A 17,542-nucleotide genomic window follows, 5' to 3' on the forward strand; every position below is an offset into this window, starting at 1 on the left:
TTCCGACTCTATCAGACCGTTTCCGGTTCCGATTTCCTCGGTGCTTTCCAGGTTCCCGCTTTTGTTTCGCGGTTTCCTTTCCGGCGGTTCCGACTTTATCAGAAGTTCTGAGTCGGTTTTCCCGGCCCCTTCCGGTCACCGGTCCGACGCACGAGGCGTCGGTGGTTCCCGTTCAGGCGGAGCCGTAAACGTACTGGAGCGGGGTGCCCCGATGCAAATCGGGGAGCCCCGCTCCAGGTTGACGCCCCCGAGGGGGTCGTCGGTGGGGTCAGACCTCCACGACCACCGGGAGGATCATCGGTCTGCGCCGGTAGGTGTCGGAGACCCACTTGCCCAGGGTGCGGCGGATGAGTTGCTGCAACTGGCGGGGCTCGACGACCCCGTCCTGGGCCGAGCGTTCGAGGACCTCGTTGATCTTCGGCACGACGGCTCCGAAGGCGGAGTCGTCGATACCCGAACCACGGGCCTGGATGTGCGGTCCCGCGGTGATCTTGCCGGTCGAGGAGTCCACGACCAGGAAGACCGAGATGATGCCCTCGTCGCCGAGGATCTTCCGGTCCTTCAGCGCCGGCTCGCCGACATCGCCGACCGAGAGGCCGTCGACGTAGACGTATCCCGCCTGCACCTTGCCGGAGATCTTGGCCTTGCCCTCGATGAGGTCGACCACGACGCCGTCCTCGGCGATGACGATCCGGTCGTGCGGGACGCCGGTCAGGGCGCCCAGCTCGGCGTTGGCGCGCAGGTGACGCCACTCGCCGTGGACCGGCATCAGGTTCTTCGGGCGGCAGATGTTGTAGAAGTACAGGAGCTCGCCCGCGGACGCGTGGCCCGAGACGTGCACCTTGGCGTTGCCCTTGTGGATGACGTTCGCGCCCCAGCGGGTCAGGCCGTTGATCACGCGGTAGACCGCGTTCTCGTTGCCGGGGATGAGCGACGACGCCAGGATCACGGTGTCGCCGTCGACGATGCGGATCTGGTGGTCGCGGTTGGCCATGCGGGACAGGGCGGCCATCGGTTCACCCTGGGAGCCCGTACAGACCAGGACCACCTCGTGGTCCGGGAGGTCGTCGAGCGTGCGGACGTCCACCACCAGGCCCGGCGGCACCTTCAGGTAGCCGAGATCGCGGGCGATGCCCATGTTGCGGACCATCGAACGGCCGACGAAGGCGACCCTGCGGCCGTACTCGTGCGCCGCGTCGAGGATCTGCTGGATGCGGTGGACGTGACTGGCGAAGCTCGCCACGATGATCCGCTTGTCGGCGTTCGCGAAGACCGTGCGCAGGACGTTGGAGATGTCCCGCTCGGGCGGGACGAAGCCCGGGACCTCCGCGTTCGTCGAGTCGGAGAGGAGAAGGTCGATGCCTTCCTCGCTGAGCCGGGCGAACGCGTGGAGGTCCGTGAGGCGGTTGTCCAGCGGGAGCTGGTCCATCTTGAAGTCGCCCGTGTGGACCACCATGCCGGCCGGGGTGCGGATGGCGACCGCGAGAGCGTCCGGGATGGAGTGGTTGACCGCGACGAACTCGCAGTCGAACGGCCCGATGCGCTCACGGTGTCCCTCCGCCACCTCAAGGGTGTACGGACGGATGCGGTGCTCCTGGAGCTTGGCCTCGATGAGGGCGAGGGTCAGCTTGGAGCCGATCAGCGGGATGTCCGGCTTCTCCCGCAGGAGATAGGGGATGCCACCGATGTGGTCCTCGTGGCCATGGGTGAGGACGATGCCCTCGATGTCGTCGAGGCGGTCCCGGATGGACGTGAAGTCCGGCAGGATCAGGTCGATTCCGGGCTGCTCCTCCTCGGGGAAGAGCACTCCGCAGTCGACGATCAGCAGGCGACCGCCGTACTCGAAGACCGTCATGTTGCGGCCGATCTCGCCGAGGCCGCCGAGTGGGGTGACCCGCAGGCCTCCCTTCGGGAGCGGCGGAGGCGGGCCCAGTTCAGGGTGCGGATGACTCAAAAGACTCTCCTCAAACACGCGCGCCACGTACCGGTCGGGCACGTGGCGCTCGTGACGTTCGTGCAGAAGCAGTTATCGATGTGCGCAGGCACCGGTGGCCTGCCGTATTCAGTTGTGAAGTCCGATGTCAGAGCTGTACCCCGCCGGCGGCAAGATCGATCTTGAGCTGGGCGACCTCGTCCGCGGTGAGCTCCACCATGGGCGGCCGCAGTGGGCCCGCGGGCAGGCCCTGCAGGGTGAGTGCGGCCTTGGTGGTCATGACGCCCTGGGTGCGGAACATGCCCGTGTAGACCGGCAGCAGCTTCTGGTGGATCTCCGCGGCCTTCTGGACGTCACCGGCGGTGAACGCGTCCACGAGGGCGCGCAGGTCCGGAGTGACGACGTGACCGACGACGGAGACGAAGCCGACCGCGCCCACGGAGAGCAGCGGCAGGTTCAGCATGTCGTCGCCGGAGTACCAGGCCAGGCGCGAGCGGGCGATGGCCCAGCTCGCGCGGCCGAGGTCGCCCTTGGCGTCCTTGTTGGCGACGATCCGCGGGTGCTCCGCCAGGCGTACCAGCGTCTCGGTGCTGATCGGGACGCCGCTGCGGCCGGGGATGTCGTACAGCATGACCGGCAGCTCGGTGGCGTCGGCGACCGTCGTGAAGTGCCGGTACAGGCCCTCCTGCGGAGGCTTGTTGTAGTACGGCGTGACCACGAGCAGGCCGTGTGCGCCGGTCCGCTGCGCCGCGCGCGCCAGCTCGACACTGTGGTGGGTGTCGTTGGTGCCGACTCCGGCCACGACGTGGGCCCGGTCTCCGACGGCCTCCAGGACGGCTCGTACCAGGTCCGATTTCTCCGCGTCGCTGGTGGTGGGGGACTCGCCCGTGGTGCCGTTGACGATCAGACCGTCGTTGCCGGCGTCCACCAGGTGGGTGGCGAGCCGCTGTGCGCCGTCGAGGTCGAGCGCGCCGTCCGCCGTGAAGGGCGTGACCATGGCGGTGAGGACCCGCCCGAAGGGGGTCTGCGGAGTGGAGGTCGGAGCCATGGGGAACACGCTACTCGTTGCTCAGGGTGGGGTCTGCCCTCGGGGCAGGCGACAAGTGGTGACACATGCGGAGCCCGGCACTGCCTGCTCGGGGGTTCAAGCAGTGCCGGGTCCGTTTGATCAGGCTAGATGAACTTCTCCAAATGCCGCAATACGGACACTTCGCGCGGATGATCCGCACATACGTCTCCGTTACGGGGCCACCCTGCCGTTGGCGTTGAAGGCCGCGTAGGTGAGGGGCATGAGCTTCGCCCACTCGGCCTCCATCTTCTCGCCGACCATCTCGATCTCCCGCTGCGGGAAGGACGGGACCTTGGCCAGTTCGTGCTGGGTGCGCAGGCCGAGGAAGTGCATCAGGGAGCGGGCGTTGCAGGTGGCGTACATCGAGGAGAACAGGCCGACCGGGAGCACGGCGCGGGCCACCTCGCGGGCGACGCCGGCGGCGAGCATCTCCTGATAGGCCGAATAGGCCTGGCGGTACGAATCGTCCATCGTGCGGTTGACCAGGTTCTGCTGGTCCTCGCTGCCCTCCACGAAGACGTACTTGCCGGGGCGGCCCTGCTGCACGAGCTTGCGGGAGGCGTCCGGGACGTAGAAGACCGGCTGGAGCTCCCGGTACCGGCCCGACTCCTCGTTGTAGGACCAGCCCGCGCGGTGGCGCATGAACTCGCGGAAGACGAAGATCGGGGCGCTGATGAAGAAGGTCATCGAGTTGTGCTCGAAGGGGCTGCCGTGGCGGTCCCGCATCAGGTAGTTGATCAGGCCCTTGGAGCGCTCGGGATCCTTCTTCAGCTCGTCCAGGGACTGCTCACCGGCGGTCGAGACGCGGGCGGCGAACAGCACGTCGGCGTCGGACGCGGTGTGCTTGACCAGTTCGACGGTGACGTCGCTCCGGAGTTCGATCTTGGCCTCGTCGTCGGGGGTGGGGGTCACGTTCGGGGTCCTTCCATCGCGTCTTCGGAGCGGCGCCAACTTTACGGGGGTCGCTGGGCCGGAAGTGCACCGGCGTCGCGCGCATCGTGCGGGACGTCTGCCGATATGGGGCACGTTTTCGGGCACTCGCTCGTCTGTATCGGTGACGGCTGGATCGGTGACGACCGCACCGGTCGTGGCTGTCGTGACCGAGTCCGCTCGACGTCTTCCAGGAGGAAGTACCCACCATGTCCCGCCGGCGCGAGCCCGTACCCTTCGCCTTCCTCGCCGAGGCCGACACGTTCCGTAGCAATGTCACTCCCCCGCCCCCCGAGCGGCCCTCCTTCGCGGAGACGGCCGGGCGCTGGCTCCTGGGGCTCACCATCGTGGCCGGGTTGGTGGGCTCGCTGGTCGTCGGGATGCCGGCGCTGGACCCGGATCACTCCGCTCCGCCCAGGCAGTCACAGGCCTCGCAGGGCCGCTGACTCCATCCGGGGCCCCGAAGGTGGTGAGCGGGGGCACAGGCGGATAGCCTCACCGGCACAGCCCACGCATGGACGAGTGAGGACCAGCCGTGCCCCTGCCCTTCCTGACGGCCGACCGCCCATTCGAGGCAGCGGACGACGTCACGCTGCCCTTCGACGACCGTGAGCACTGGCGGCGGCCCTACCGGCCCGGCCCGTGGCGGGTGGCGGCGGCCGCGCTCTGCCTGCTGCTCGCGTCGTACGTGCTGTTCGCGGCGGTGGTCATCGCGTTGACCGGCTCGGTCTCCGAGGCCGGGATCATCTTCGGAGTGTCGCTGCTGGTGATCGCCGGCGCGCTGCGGCTGCTGCGGATGGGGGTGTGGGTGAGTTCGCGCGGCGTACGGAAGGTGACCTTCCTCGTCACGCGGACGCTCGCCTGGAACCGGGTCGTGGCCGTGCGGACCGTGCAGCAGCCGGTCCGGTGGATGGGGCTGCCCCGGACCGTGCAGGGCCAGGCGCTGACCGTCGTACACCAGGACCGGGCCGCCGAGGGCGCTGTGCCGTTGCTGACCACGCACGGGGCCGACTTCCTGGCGCGACCGGAGGCGTTCGACCGGGCCGCGGACTCCGTGGAGGCGTGGGCGGACGAGTACCGCCCGGCCTGAGAGCGCACGTGAGGGGGCCCGGTCCGGCGGTGTGCGGACCGGGCCCCCTCACGTGCGGTCTCAGGAGGAGGCCGGGTGCCGGGGGCCGCCGTGCAGACTGATGGCGCGTTGCATCGCCTTGCGGGCGCGCGGGGTGTCCCGGGCGTCGTGGTAGGCGACGGCGAGCCGGAACCAGGTGCGCCAGTCGTCGGGAGCGGCTTCCGTCTCGGCCTTGCGCCGGGCGAAGACCTCGTCGGCCGAGTCACGGTCGACGCGGCCGCTGGGGGTGCGCTTCAGGTCGTCGACGGGCAGGCCGCCCTCGGCGTCGAGTTCGGCGGCGAGCTGGTTGGCCCTGCGGACGAACTGGGTGTTCTTCCACAGGAACCAGACGCCGATGACCGGCAGGATGAGCACCGCCACGCCGAAGGTGACGGTGAGGAGCGTGCCGGACTGGATGAGCATGACGCCCCGGCTGCCGGCCAGGAGGAAGTAGAAGACCAGGACGGCGGCCGTGAGGGCGTAGGAGAGCTTCGCGCGCATCGTTGTCAGGGGCTCAGTTCAGGTCCAGGAAGTGCTCCAGGCCGAAGGTCAGGCCCGGAGTCGTCACCACCCGGCGGGTCCCCAGCAGGATGCCCGGCATGAAGCTGCTGTGGTGCAGGGAGTCGTGGCGGACGGTCAGGGTCTCGCCCTCACCGCCCAGCAGGACCTCCTGGTGGGCCAGCAGGCCGCGCAGCCGGACGGCGTGCACCGGCACGCCGTCGACGTTCGCGCCGCGGGCCCCCTCCAGGGCCGTCACCGTGGCGTCCGGGGCCGGGGCGGAGCCGGCGGCGCGGCGGGCCTCGGCGATGAGCTGGGCGGTGCGCGTGGCGGTGCCGGAGGGGGCGTCCACCTTGTTGGGGTGGTGCAGCTCGACGACCTCGACCGACTCGAACCAGGGCGCCGCGATCTGCGCGAACCTCATGGTCAGTACGGCCCCGATGGAGAAGTTCGGCGCGATGAGCACGCCCGTCTCCGGGGACCGCTCCAGCAGGCCGGTCAGCCGCGCGAGGCGTTCCTCGGTCCAGCCGGTGGTGCCGACGACGGCGTGGATGCCGTGCCGTACGCAGTAGTCGAGGTTGTCCATCACCGAGGCCGGGGTGGTCAGCTCCACCGCGACCTGGGCGCCGGTCTCGGTCAGCGTCTCCAGCCTGTCGCCGCGGCCGAGGGCGGCCACCAGCTCCATGTCCTCGGCGGCCTCGACCGCCCGGACCGCCTCGGCGCCGATGCGGCCCTTGGCGCCGAGAACCGCCACGCGCAGCTTGCTCATCTGTTGCTTCCTTACGGGAACTGACGGGAGGGGTTAGGCGACGGCCTCGTGCAGTCGGGCCGCCTGCTTGTCCTTGAGCGGGCCGATGACCGACAGCGACGGCCGCTGCCCCAGGATGTCGCGGGCCACCTCGCGGACCTCGTCCGGGGTCACCGCCGCGATCCGGGCCAGCATGGAGTCGACCGACATCTGCTCGCCCCAGCACAGCTCGCTCTTGCCGATGCGGTTCATGAGCGCGCCGGTGTCCTCCAGGCCGAGGACGGTGGAGCCGCGGAGCTGGCCGATGGCGCGGCCGATCTCCTCGTCGGACAGGCCGTGCTCGGCGACGGTGTCGAGTTCGTCGCGGCAGATCTTCAGCACGTCGTGCACCTGGCTGGGCCGGCAGCCGGCGTACACGCCGAACAGTCCGCAGTCGGCGAAGCCGGAGGTGTACGAGTAGACGCTGTAGGCCAGGCCGCGCTTCTCCCGGACCTCCTGGAAGAGTCTGGAGGACATGCCGCCGCCGAGGGCGGTGTTCAGCACGCCGAGGGCCCAGCGGCGCTCGTCGGTGCGGGGCAGGCCGGGCATGCCGAGGACGACGTGCGCCTGTTCGGTCTTGCGGCCGATCAGTTCGACGCGGCCCGCGGTGCGGATGGTGCGCCGTCCGTCGCGCGGGGCGATGGGGGCGGCGTCGGTCTCCTTCAGCGCGCCGGCCTTCTCGAAGGCGGCGCGGACCTGCCGTACGACCTTGTTGTGGTCGATGTTGCCCGCGGCGGCGACCACCAGGTGGGTGGGGTCGTAGTGCTTCTTGTAGAAGCGGCGGATGCGGTCGGCGGTGAGGGCGTTGACCGTGTCGACCGTACCGAGGACCGGGCGGCCGAGGGCGTTGTCGCCGAACATGGTGTGCGCGAACAGGTCGTGCACGCCGTCGCCGGGGTCGTCCTCGGTCATGGCGATCTCTTCGAGGATCGCGCCGCGCTCGACGTCGACGTCCTCCTCGCGGATCAGGGAGCCGGTCAGCATGTCGCTGACGACGTCGATGGCGAGCGGCAGGTCGGCGTCGAGCACGCGCGCGTAGTAGCACGTGTACTCCTTCGCCGTGAAGGCGTTCATCTCACCGCCGACCGCGTCGAGGGCGGAGGAGATGTCGAGCGCGGATCTGCGGCGGGTGCCCTTGAACAGCAGGTGCTCGAGGTAGTGGGTGGCGCCGTTCAGTGCCGGGGTCTCGTCGCGGGAGCCGACGTGTGCCCAGATGCCGAAGGTGGCGGAGCGGACCGAGGGGAGCGTCTCGGTGACGATGCGCAGGCCGCCCGGGAGGGTGGTCTTGCGGACCGTGCCGATGCCGTTCTCGCCCTTGATGAGGGTTTGGGTACGGGCGACGGCCCGCGCCTCCGAAGAGGGGCGGGCCGTCACCTGGGAGCTACGGGACGTCACTGCTCGGCGTCGTCCTTCTGGTCGTCGTCGGACGCTTCGCCCTCGATCACGGGGATCAGGGAGAGCTTGCCACGGGAGTCGATCTCGGCGATCTCGACCTGGACCTTGGAGCCCACGGCCAGGACGTCCTCGACGTTCTCCACGCGCTTGCCACCGGCGAGCTTGCGGATCTGCGAGATGTGCAGCAGACCGTCCTTGCCCGGGAGCAGCGACACGAACGCGCCGAAGGTCGTCGTCTTCACGACGGTGCCCAGGTAGCGCTCGCCGACCTCCGGCATGGTCGGGTTGGCGATCGAGTTGATCGTGGCGCGGGCCGCCTCGGCGGACGGGCCGTCGACGGCGCCGATGTAAATCGTGCCGTCGTCCTCGATCGTGATGTCGGCGCCGGTGTCCTCCTGGATCTGGTTGATCATCTTGCCCTTGGGGCCGATGACCTCGCCGATCTTGTCCACGGGGATCTTGACGGTGATGATCCGCGGGGCGTTGGGGGACATCTCGTCCGGCGTGTCGATCGCTTCCATCATCACGTCGAGGATGTGGAGGCGGGCGTCACGGGCCTGCTTGAGGGCGGCGGCCAGGACGGAGGCGGGGATGCCGTCCAGCTTCGTGTCGAGCTGGAGGGCGGTCACGAACTCCTTGGTGCCGGCGACCTTGAAGTCCATGTCGCCGAAGGCGTCCTCCGCACCGAGGATGTCGGTGAGGGCGACGTAGTGCGTCTCGCCGTTGATCTCCTGGGAGATCAGGCCCATGGCGATACCGGCGACGGGGGCCTTGAGGGGCACACCGGCGTTCAGCAGCGACATGGTGGAGGCGCAGACCGAGCCCATGGACGTCGAGCCGTTGGAGCCGAGGGCCTCGGACACCTGACGGATCGCGTAGGGGAACTCCTCGCGCGTCGGCAGGACCGGCACGATGGCGCGCTCGGCGAGCGCGCCGTGGCCGATCTCGCGGCGCTTCGGGGAGCCGACGCGGCCGGTCTCGCCGACGGAGTACGGCGGGAAGTTGTAGTTGTGCATGTACCGCTTGCGGGTCACCGGGGAGAGGGTGTCCAGCTGCTGCTCCATGCGGAGCATGTTGAGGGTGGTGACGCCCAGGATCTGGGTCTCGCCACGCTCGAACAGCGCGGAACCGTGCACGCGCGGGATGGCCTCGACCTCGGCGGCGAGCGTACGGATGTCCGTGACGCCACGGCCGTCGATGCGCTTCTTCTCCTTGATCACGCGCTCGCGGACCAGCTGCTTGGTGAGCGAGCGGTACGCGGCGGAGATCTCCTTCTCGCGGCCCTCGAACTCCGGCAGGAGCTTCTCGGCGGCGAGCGCCTTGACGCGGTCCAGCTCGGCCTCGCGGTCCTGCTTGCCCGCGATGGTCAGCGCGGCGGACAGCTCCGGGCGGACGGCGGCGGACAGCGCCTCCAGGACGTCGTCCTGGTGGTCGAGGAAGATCGGGAACTCGCCGGTCGGCTTGGCGGCCTTGGCGGCGAGGTCGGCCTGGGCCCTGCAGAGCACCTTGATGAAGGGCTTCGCGGCGTCCAGACCGGAGGCGACGACCTCTTCGGTCGGCGCCTCGGCGCCGCCCTCGATCAGCTTGATGGTCTTCTCGGTGGCCTCGGCCTCGACCATCATGATCGCGACGTCGCCGTCCTCCAGGACGCGGCCGGCGACGACCATGTCGAAGACGGCGTCCTCCAGCTCGGTGTGCGTCGGGAAGGCGACCCACTGGCCGCGGATCAGCGCGACGCGGACGCCGCCGATCGGGCCGGAGAAGGGCAGACCGGCCAGCTGCGTGGACGCGGAGGCGGCGTTGATCGCCACGACGTCGTACAGGTGGTCGGGGTTGAGCGCCATGATCGTGGCGACGACCTGGATCTCGTTGCGAAGGCCCTTCTTGAAGGACGGACGCAGCGGGCGGTCGATCAGGCGGCAGGTGAGAACGGCGTCCTCGGAGGGACGGCCCTCACGGCGGAAGAAGCTGCCGGGGATCTTGCCGGCGGCGTACATCCGCTCCTCGACGTCCACCGTCAGGGGGAAGAAGTCGAGCTGGTCCTTGGGGTTCTTCGAGGCGGTGGTGGCCGACAGCACCATGGTGTCGTCGTCCAGGTAGGCCACGGCCGAGCCGGCGGCCTGGCGGGCCAGACGGCCCGTCTCGAAGCGGATGGTGCGGGTGCCGAAAGTGCCGTTGTCGATGACGGCTTCGGCGTAGTGGGTCTCGTTCTCCACTAGTGTTTTCTCCTCGTCCTCGTCCCTGGACTGCCCGTGTGGCAGGGGGACGGTGGCGGAGAGGCGCTCCGTGCGGTGCGGGCCGGTCTTCGATCGAAGCACCCGGGGATCGCTTCCCCCCGGGGGCCACTACCGAGGACCGGCGGCGGCTACGTGCGCCCCTCCTCGTCCGTGTCGTGCGTATTTCGTTCTGCTACCACACTACAAAGCGTGGGTGACACTCCGCACGTTCGCGTACGTACGGCAAAGGGAGCGGTCCCCGATGCTGACGGGAACCGCTCCCTTCATGCGTGCTACTTGGCGCCGGCCGCACCGCGGCGGATGCCGAGGCGGTCGACCAGGGCACGGAAGCGCTGGATGTCCTTCTTGGCCAGGTACTGCAGCAGCCGGCGGCGCTGACCGACCAGGATGAGCAGACCACGACGGGAGTGGTGGTCGTGCTTGTGCGTCTTGAGGTGCTCGGTCAGGTCGGAGATCCGACGGGAGAGCATGGCGACCTGGACCTCGGGGGAGCCGGTGTCGCCCTCCTTCTGGCCGAACTCGCCGATGATCTGCTTCTTCGTAGCGGCGTCGAGCGACACGCGTACTCCTCGTAGTCTGTGGTGGGCCACCGAGTGCCCCCGGTCTGTGTCTCGGGGGAGCTTCCGTTACTCGGGAGGCGGGGATGCGCTGGGCGCGGCCTCCAGGGCCGTCAGGGTTCCTGAGGGCGATCCGGGGGTGCGTACACAAACGTCCGTCCATCAGGGTACCAGGAGGTGGCGGGCGCCTTCACCGCGGTCCGCGAACCGCCGAGGCGGCGCCCGGAGGGCCACTAGGGTGAGCGCTCGGAGCGTTCTTTGAGGAAGCAACGTTGTTCGCCCGGGAACGAGCGTTGTTCTTCCCTACGTCGGAAGGGGTCGCTGCGACATGGCGGAGACGGCAGAGGAGACCAAGGCGCGCAAGGAGCGGGAGAGGGACGAGCTGTACGCCCTCGACATCTCCGGCGTCGAGTGGCACAGCGCGCCCGGTACGGAGGAGCACGAGGAGCGGGTGGAGATCGCCTACCTCCCCGCCGGTGCCGTGGCGATGCGTTCGTCGCTGGACCCCGACACCGTGCTGCGCTACACGGAGGCGGAGTGGCGGGCCTTCGTCCTGGGCGCGCGGGACGGCGAGTTCGACCTGGAGCCGGCGCCGCACAACGGCGGGCTGGCGGCGCAGTAGGCGGTCGGAGGCGCGCTGCGGGCGGTCCGGTGGGGGGCGGTAGGCGTCTCCGGTGGGCGCGGTAGGCGGTCCGGTGGCGCGGTAGATGATCTCCGGTGGGCGCGGTAGCGGTCCGCGGGGTGCGCGCTGTTGCGGTCCGCCGGTCTCCGGTGGGCGCAGTAGGCGGTCCGGTGGCGCGGTGGGTGATCCCCCGGTAGACGCAGTGGGCCTCCGCGGTGGACGCCGTGGCAGTGCGCAGTAGGTGCCGTGGCGTCCGCAGTAGACGCCGTGGCGGTCCGCAGTAGACGCAGTGGCGGTCGGCCGTCGCCGGCCGCCACGCGCGCGTGGCCGCTTGGTGCGGCTCCTTCAGCTCACCTTCACACGGCTCGTTCGGCGTCGTTTTCGCCGCGGTGCTCCGGAGGCCGCGGTGCTCCGGAGGCCGCGGTGCTCCGGAGGCCGAGGAGCAGGTGTGTCGGCTTCGGCGAAAGCCGGCGGCGAGGCCGTCGGCTTTCTTGACGCCCAGGAACGGGCGGCCGGTCGGCGTCCCTCGCCGGTCACAGGTCCGGGACGACGACCAGATCGTCAGCTCGTCAGCTCGTCATCGCGCGGGCCGCCGCGTAGACGTCGAAGACGGCCAGGGCCAGCGGCACCAGGGTGAGCAGGACGAAGCCCTCCGCGATCTCCGTGAACCGTCCCCAGAACGGCGTGAGACCGCCGCGTGAGCCGATCAGACCGATCGCGGTGACCAGCGCGGACGCCGCCGCGATCGCCGCGACCAGCCAGATCGTCCGGATGTCGAGGTCGGTGCGGTCCCCCGTGAGGGCGTCGCGGAAGACCGACAGCGGCGGGTTGAGCGCCAGGCCCAGGCCCAGCAGCACGAGGCCCGCGAGGCCGGCGGCGAGGACGGGGGCGACCTGCGCGGTGTAGCGGAACAGGTGGGCGCGCATCAGCAGGGCGATGCCCACGGCCAGGGCGAGCAGCTGGGCCCAGATGTCGTCGGAGAACCCCAGGACCGCGCAGGCGCCGACCGCGATGAGGGCACAGCCGCCGACCAGACCGACGAGGAGTTCGTGGCCGCGGCGGGCCTGGGCGGTGATCCGCTCGACGTCGACCGGCTCCTGCGGGGCGGGATCGGCGCCGTACGCGCTGCGCCGGGTGGTGTCGGGGGTGTCGAAGCCGATCGGGAGCCGGGCGAAGCGCATGGACAGACCCGGCAGGAAGGCGAGCGCGCCCACCGCCACGGGGGCGCACAGAGCCGCGGTCTCGGACGGCGTCCAGTGCGCGAGGATCGCCGCGAACACCGCCGCAAGTCCGGCGCCGGACGCCACGACGAAGGCGACGAAGGGGCCGTCCCCGCCCGGTGAGCACAGGGTGAGGAGCACCGCCGCCAGCAGTACCGCCGCGCAGGCGAGGAGGAACTGGAGCTTGCCGATGCCCTGGCCGTCGGCGAGTTCGAGGAGACCCGAGCCGGCCACGCCGACGTTGGGCAGCGCGCCGAGTCCGAGGGCGATGGCCGAGGGCCGGTCGTCGTAGACGCGGGCGCGGACGCAGGCCAGGGCGACCAGGAGGACGCCGACGACGGCGGCGAGGACGCCGGGCAGTGAGTGCATGTCGTGGCGCGGGTCGCCCGTCCAGGCCACGAAGGCCAGCAGGGCCGGCAGGACGCCTCCCCCGACGAGGCCCGCGGCACGGGTCAGGTGGCCGCCCCACAGGGCGTGCTCGCGGGTCACGGCCGCGGCGACCGCCTCGGAGACGTCGTCGAAGACGGCCGGCGGCAGCGACTCGGAGAAGGGGCGCAGGGTGAGGAGTTCGCCGTCGAGGATGTGCTGGGCCGCGAACGAGCGGGAGCCGTCGAGGACGGTGCCGTCCCGGCGTACCAGGTGGTAGCCGACCGGGGCGCCCTCGGCAGGGCTCTGCCGGGAGAGCCGGAGGATCTCCGGATAGATGTCGACGACCGGGATGTCGTCGGGCAGCGCCACGTCGATCCGGCTGTCGGGCGCGACGATGGTGACCCGGCAGAAGCCGAGGCCCGTGCCGGAGGCGACGCCCGGTCCCTGCCCTCCCCCAGTGGCTGCCGCGGAGGCCGTGATGCTCACCTGCTGCTCCCCCTCAGTGATGGTTCCGCGTCGGCGGTGTGAAAATTTCCGGGTCCTGTCGTGCCGCGTGGGACCGGTGGGTCCTGCCGGGCGGCGACACCGGCGCCGTCGGGCGGCCGGAGAGCGCCGAACCGTTCCGGATCTCACGGAATGTCCCGGCTCTCCCGGACCGACTCGCATGTGCTCACGCGAACATCCGGCACCCTACCGCCCCCTCGTCGCATCAGAAGTCAGTAGGATCACGCGGCGGCCGCGTCCGCCTGACACGGGGTGGCGGACGGTACCTACCCGGGGCCGGCAAGGGAATTGGTGAGCAGTGAGCCACATCGTCGTGAAGCGCCCTCCCCGGGCACTGCCGTCCGAGGTGCCCACGGGCGAGATCGTCGTGCAGCCTCCGCCCGAGCTGCCGCGGGGGCATCAGGAGAGCGTGCTGATGCAACTGCTGCCCACGCTGGGCATGGGCGGTTCGGTCGTCTTCTTCTTCACGAGCGGTCAGCCGTTCATGAGGATCATGGGCATGGTCATGATCGCTTCGACGGTGGCCATGTCCATCGCGATGGTGATCCGCTTCCGCCGCGGCTCGCAGGGGCAGTTGGCGGACCTGCGCCGCGACTACCTGAGCTATCTGGCGCAGACCCGCCTGACGACGATCGCCACCGCGAAGGCGCAGCGGGACGCGCAGTACTACCTGCACCCCTCCCCCGAGCAGCTGTGGGCCCTGGTCGCCGAGGGCAGCCGGGTGTGGGAACGGCGGCCCGGGGACGAGGACTTCGCCCAGGTCCGCATCGGTCTCGGCGCCCAGTCGCTGGCCACGCCGCTCGTCAGCCCCGAGACCGCTCCCGTGGAGCAGCTTGAGCCGCTGACCGCGGGCGCGTTCCAGCGGTTCCTCGCCGTCCACAGCACCCTGGACGCCCTGCCGATGGCCGTCTCACTGCGCGCCTTCTACCACGTCACGGTCAGCGGCGATCCGCAGTCCGTACGGTCCTCCGCCCGCGCCATGGCCGGTTCGCTCGCCGCGCTGCACTCCCCCGAGGACCTGATCCTCGTGGTCGCGGCGGGCCGGGAGGAACTGCCGCACTGGGAGTGGGCCAAGTGGCTGCCGCACGTGCAGGCACCGGGCACGGTCGACGGCGCGGGCAGCCGCAGGCTGATCGGCGGCGACACACGCGAACTGGAGAACCTGATCGCCTCCCGGCTCTCCGGCCGTCCGCGCTTCCACCCGAACGCGGCCCCCTTGTCGGAGGAACCGCACATCGTCGTCGTCCTCGACGGCGTCTCGCTGCCGCCCGACTCGTTCCTCGCCAACCCCGAGGGCCTCCAGGGCGTGACGGTCCTCGAGGTGGTCCCCGGTGAGCTGACCGGGCCCGGCGGCGAGTTGTCCATCGTCGTGGAACCCGGCGTGCTGCACCTGGAGTCCGGGCACGGGGCGGTCTACGAGGGGACGCCCGACGAGCTGTCGTACGAGTCCGCGGAGGTGCTCGCGCGGCAGTTGGCGCCGCTGCGCACGGCGGCGGGCGGCGACGACGACGAACCACTGCTGGCCAACCTGGAATTCACCGACCTGCTGAACCTCGGTGACGCGGCGTCCGTCGACCCGAAGCGCACCTGGCGGCCGCGTTCGCTGGCCGAGCGGTTGCGCGTGCCGATCGGCGTCGGCGAGGACGGCCGCCCGGTGATGCTGGACCTCAAGGAGGCGGCGCAGGAGGGCATGGGCCCGCACGGCCTGTGCGTCGGCGCCACCGGCTCCGGCAAGTCCGAACTGCTGCGCACCCTGGTGCTGGGCCTCGCCGTCACCCACTCCTCGGAGACCCTGAACTTCGTCCTCGCCGACTTCAAGGGCGGCGCGACCTTCGCGGGCATGGCGCAGATGCCGCACGTCGCGGCCGTGATCACCAACCTGGCGGACGACCTGACGCTGGTCGACCGCATGGGCGACTCCATCCGCGGCGAACTCAACCGCCGCCAGGAGATGCTGCGCGACGCGGGCAACTACGCCAACATCCACGACTACGAGAAGGCGCGCGCGGCCGGCGCCCCGCTCCAGCCGATCCCCTCCCTGGTGCTGGTGATCGACGAGTTCAGCGAACTGCTCACCGCCAAGCCGGACTTCATCGAGATGTTCGTGCAGATCGGCCGCATCGGCCGCTCGCTCGGCGTGCACCTGCTGCTGGCCTCGCAGCGCCTGGAGGAGGGCCGGCTGCGCGGCCTGGAGACGTACCTGTCGTACCGCATCGGTCTGCGGACCTTCTCGGCCGCGGAGTCACGGGCGGCGCTGGGCGTGCCCGACGCCTACTCGCTGCCCAACGTGCCCGGTTCCGGCTTCCTGAAGTTCGGCACGGACGAGATGCTGCGGTTCAAGGCGGCGTACGTCTCCGGCGTCTACCGTTCCGGCCCGCAGCGGGCCGCGCTGGGCGGCGGTCAGCTGCCGGTGGACCGCCAGCCGGTGCTGTTCACGGCGACCGAGGTGCCGGTGCGGTACGCGCCGGTGCCCCAGCAGCGGCCCTCCGGAGACGATCCCGAGGTCGACGAGGCACTCGCCGACACCGTCCTCGACGTCATCGTGCGCCGGCTGGAGGCGCAGGGCCCGGCGGCCCACCAGGTGTGGCTGCCGCCGCTGGACAGCCCGCCCTCGCTCGACGCGCTGCTGCCGGGCCTCACGGCCGTGCCGGGCCGAGGACTCACCCAGCCCGGTTACGAGGGCGCGGGCCGCCTCGTCGTCCCGGTCGGCCTGGTGGACAAGCCGTTCGAGCAGCGCCGCGACGCCCTCTGGGTGGACTTCTCCGGTGCCGCGGGCCACATGCAGATCCTCGGCGGCCCGCAGTCCGGCAAGTCGACGCTGCTGCGCTCGCTGATCAGCTCCTTCGCCCTCACCCACACCCCGCACGAGGTCCAGTTCTACGGCCTCGACTTCGGCGGCGGCGGCATGGCCTCGCTGGCCGGACTGCCGCACGTCGGCGGGGTGGCCTCGCGACTGGACCCGGAGCGGGTACGGCGCACGGTGGCCGAGGTGTACGGCGTGCTGATCCGCCGCGAGGAGTACTTCCGCTCCGCGGGCATCCCGTCGATCAACGACTTCCGGACCCGGCGGGCCAGGGGCGAGATCTCCGTCACCGACCAGCCGTGGGGCGACGTCTTCCTGGTCATCGACGGCTGGGGCAACTTCCGCTCCGACTACGAGGCACTCGATCAGGTGATTCACGAGATCGCCGCGCGCGGTCTCGGCTACGGCATCCACCTGGTCCTGACGGCCTCCCGCTCGATGGAGGTCAGGGCCGCCCTCAAGGACCACCTGATGAACCGCCTGGAGCTGCGGCTCGGCGACACGATGGACTCCGAGATCGACCGCAAGGCCGCCGCGAACATCCCGACGGGAGTCCCAGGCCGGGGCCTGTCCCCGCAGAAGCTGCATTTCATGGCGGCGGTGCCGCGCATAGACGGGCTCGCCTCGGACACCGACCTCGCCGACGCCACACAGGCCCTGTCCGCGGAGGTCTCCCGCCACTGGGAGGCGCCCGGCGCACCCGAAGTGCGGCTGCTGCCGCGCGAGTTCCCGGCCGAGCAGCTGCCTGCGGGCGACCGGTTCCCGCGTCAGGGGGTGGCCTTCGCGCTCGACGAGAACAACCTCGAGCCGGTCTTCCTCGACTTCGAGCAGGATCCCTTCTTTCTCGTCTTCGGCGAGAGCGAGTCGGGCAAGTCCAACCTGCTGCGCCTGCTGATCAAACAGCTCTCGGAGCGCTACGCGGGCGACGAGTGCAAGTTCTTCGTGGTCGACAACCGGCGCTCCCTGCTGGACGCCACCCCCTCCTCGCACCTGGCCGAGTACATCCCCATGTCCAACGCGATGGACCACCACATGTCCGCGCTGGCCGACCTGATGAAGCGCCGCTCGCCGACGGCCGACGTGACGGCACAGCAGCTCCGGGACCGCAGTTGGTGGCGCGGACCGACGGTGTTCGTCGTCGTGGACGACTACGACCTCGTCGCCACCTCCAGCGGCAACCCGCTGGCGGGGCTGACGGAGCTGCTCCCGTTCGCCCGGGACGTCGGCGTCCGCTTCATCGTCGCGCGCTCGACGGCCGGCGCGGGCCGTGCCTCGTACGAGGCGTTCATGCAGCGCATCAAGGAACTGGGCGCACAGGGCGTGGTACTGGCCGGCGACCCGGGCGAGGGCGACGTCCTCGGCGGGGTACGGCCGCGGCCGATGCCCGCGGGGCGGGGCATCTTCGTGTCCCGCAGGCGGGGCAAGCCGTTGGTTCAGGTGGGCCTGTTCCCGGACGATACGCGCTGAGGTGCTGTACCGGATCGGCGAGTTGTTGGTACCGGGCGCGACC

General features: G+C 70.5%; 13 protein-coding genes. 4 read left to right on the top strand and 9 right to left on the bottom strand.

From position 1 onward, the window contains the following. Positions 1-268: 268 nt before the first annotated feature. The 3 genes from ACFYO5_RS31605 to thyX form a co-directional block, all read right to left on the bottom strand. Positions 269-1,954: a ribonuclease J gene (locus ACFYO5_RS31605; RefSeq protein ID WP_388715347.1), complete on the bottom strand. Its 1,686-nt coding sequence runs from the start codon at positions 1,952-1,954 to the stop codon at positions 269-271. Between the two features lie 127 nt (positions 1,955-2,081). Continuing rightward, positions 2,082-2,981, bottom strand: coding sequence for a 4-hydroxy-tetrahydrodipicolinate synthase (gene dapA, locus ACFYO5_RS31610; RefSeq protein ID WP_356561777.1), 900 nt, complete (start codon positions 2,979-2,981; stop codon positions 2,082-2,084). 192 nt (positions 2,982-3,173) lie between these two features. Next, positions 3,174-3,914, bottom strand: a complete 741-nt coding sequence (gene thyX, locus ACFYO5_RS31615) for an FAD-dependent thymidylate synthase (protein ID WP_356561779.1) — start codon at positions 3,912-3,914, stop codon at positions 3,174-3,176. A 227-nt stretch (positions 3,915-4,141) separates the two neighbouring features. Here thyX and ACFYO5_RS31620 point away from each other — a divergent pair, with 227 nt between their 5' ends. Together ACFYO5_RS31620 and ACFYO5_RS31625 are read left to right on the top strand one after the other, a co-directional pair. After that, positions 4,142-4,378 (top strand): hypothetical protein, encoded by a 237-nt coding sequence (locus tag ACFYO5_RS31620; RefSeq protein WP_388715352.1) that lies wholly within the window; start codon positions 4,142-4,144, stop codon positions 4,376-4,378. Positions 4,379-4,467: 89 nt separating this feature from the next. Then, on the top strand, positions 4,468-5,022 hold the full coding sequence (locus ACFYO5_RS31625; protein WP_388715355.1) for a hypothetical protein: 555 nt from the start codon (positions 4,468-4,470) through the stop codon (positions 5,020-5,022). A gap of 60 nt (positions 5,023-5,082) precedes the next feature. Here ACFYO5_RS31625 and ACFYO5_RS31630 read toward each other — a convergent pair whose 3' ends face one another. The 5 genes from ACFYO5_RS31630 to rpsO form a co-directional block, all read right to left on the bottom strand. Continuing rightward, a complete protein-coding gene (locus ACFYO5_RS31630; RefSeq protein ID WP_356561784.1) occupies positions 5,083-5,541 on the bottom strand; it encodes a hypothetical protein in 459 nt (152 codons plus the stop codon). A gap of 13 nt (positions 5,542-5,554) precedes the next feature. Continuing rightward, positions 5,555-6,307 (bottom strand): 4-hydroxy-tetrahydrodipicolinate reductase, encoded by a 753-nt coding sequence (gene dapB, locus ACFYO5_RS31635; protein WP_388715359.1) that lies wholly within the window; start codon positions 6,305-6,307, stop codon positions 5,555-5,557. A gap of 33 nt (positions 6,308-6,340) precedes the next feature. Then, on the bottom strand, positions 6,341-7,720 hold the full coding sequence (locus tag ACFYO5_RS31640; protein ID WP_388715362.1) for a M16 family metallopeptidase: 1,380 nt from the start codon (positions 7,718-7,720) through the stop codon (positions 6,341-6,343). After that, on the bottom strand, positions 7,717-9,936 hold the full coding sequence (locus ACFYO5_RS31645) for a polyribonucleotide nucleotidyltransferase (RefSeq protein ID WP_356561789.1): 2,220 nt from the start codon (positions 9,934-9,936) through the stop codon (positions 7,717-7,719). The genes ACFYO5_RS31640 and ACFYO5_RS31645 overlap by 4 nt, the downstream gene beginning before the upstream one ends. Before the next feature lie 293 nt (positions 9,937-10,229). Then, positions 10,230-10,517 (bottom strand): 30S ribosomal protein S15, encoded by a 288-nt coding sequence (rpsO, locus tag ACFYO5_RS31650; protein ID WP_073494901.1) that lies wholly within the window; start codon positions 10,515-10,517, stop codon positions 10,230-10,232. Between the two features lie 325 nt (positions 10,518-10,842). Between rpsO and ACFYO5_RS31655 the strand changes: the two genes are divergently transcribed. Continuing rightward, entirely contained in the window at positions 10,843-11,136 is a 294-nt protein-coding gene (locus ACFYO5_RS31655) for a DUF397 domain-containing protein (protein ID WP_356561790.1), read from the top strand. Positions 11,137-11,705: 569 nt separating this feature from the next. On the opposite strand, the gene eccD is transcribed toward ACFYO5_RS31655, so the two are convergent. Next, on the bottom strand, positions 11,706-13,211 hold the full coding sequence (gene eccD, locus ACFYO5_RS31660) for a type VII secretion integral membrane protein EccD (RefSeq protein ID WP_356561792.1): 1,506 nt from the start codon (positions 13,209-13,211) through the stop codon (positions 11,706-11,708). A 316-nt stretch (positions 13,212-13,527) separates the two neighbouring features. Here eccD and eccCa point away from each other — a divergent pair, with 316 nt between their 5' ends. Further along, positions 13,528-17,499, top strand: a complete 3,972-nt coding sequence (gene eccCa, locus ACFYO5_RS31665; RefSeq protein WP_388715367.1) for a type VII secretion protein EccCa — start codon at positions 13,528-13,530, stop codon at positions 17,497-17,499. Positions 17,500-17,542 lie beyond the last annotated feature (43 nt).

The organism is Streptomyces sp. NPDC006259, assembly GCF_042870975.1.
GTDB lineage: Bacteria > Actinomycetota > Actinomycetes > Streptomycetales > Streptomycetaceae > Streptomyces.

Coding starts and splice junctions, on each gene's coding strand:
- dapA (WP_356561777.1), bottom strand. CDS start 2,981: ATGGCTCCGACCTCCACTCCGCAGACCCCCTTCGGGCGGGTCCTCACC.
- ACFYO5_RS31620 (WP_388715352.1), top strand. CDS start 4,142: ATGTCCCGCCGGCGCGAGCCCGTACCCTTCGCCTTCCTCGCCGAGGCC.
- ACFYO5_RS31630 (WP_356561784.1), bottom strand. CDS start 5,541: ATGCGCGCGAAGCTCTCCTACGCCCTCACGGCCGCCGTCCTGGTCTTC.
- dapB (WP_388715359.1), bottom strand. CDS start 6,307: ATGAGCAAGCTGCGCGTGGCGGTTCTCGGCGCCAAGGGCCGCATCGGC.
- ACFYO5_RS31655 (WP_356561790.1), top strand. CDS start 10,843: ATGGCGGAGACGGCAGAGGAGACCAAGGCGCGCAAGGAGCGGGAGAGG.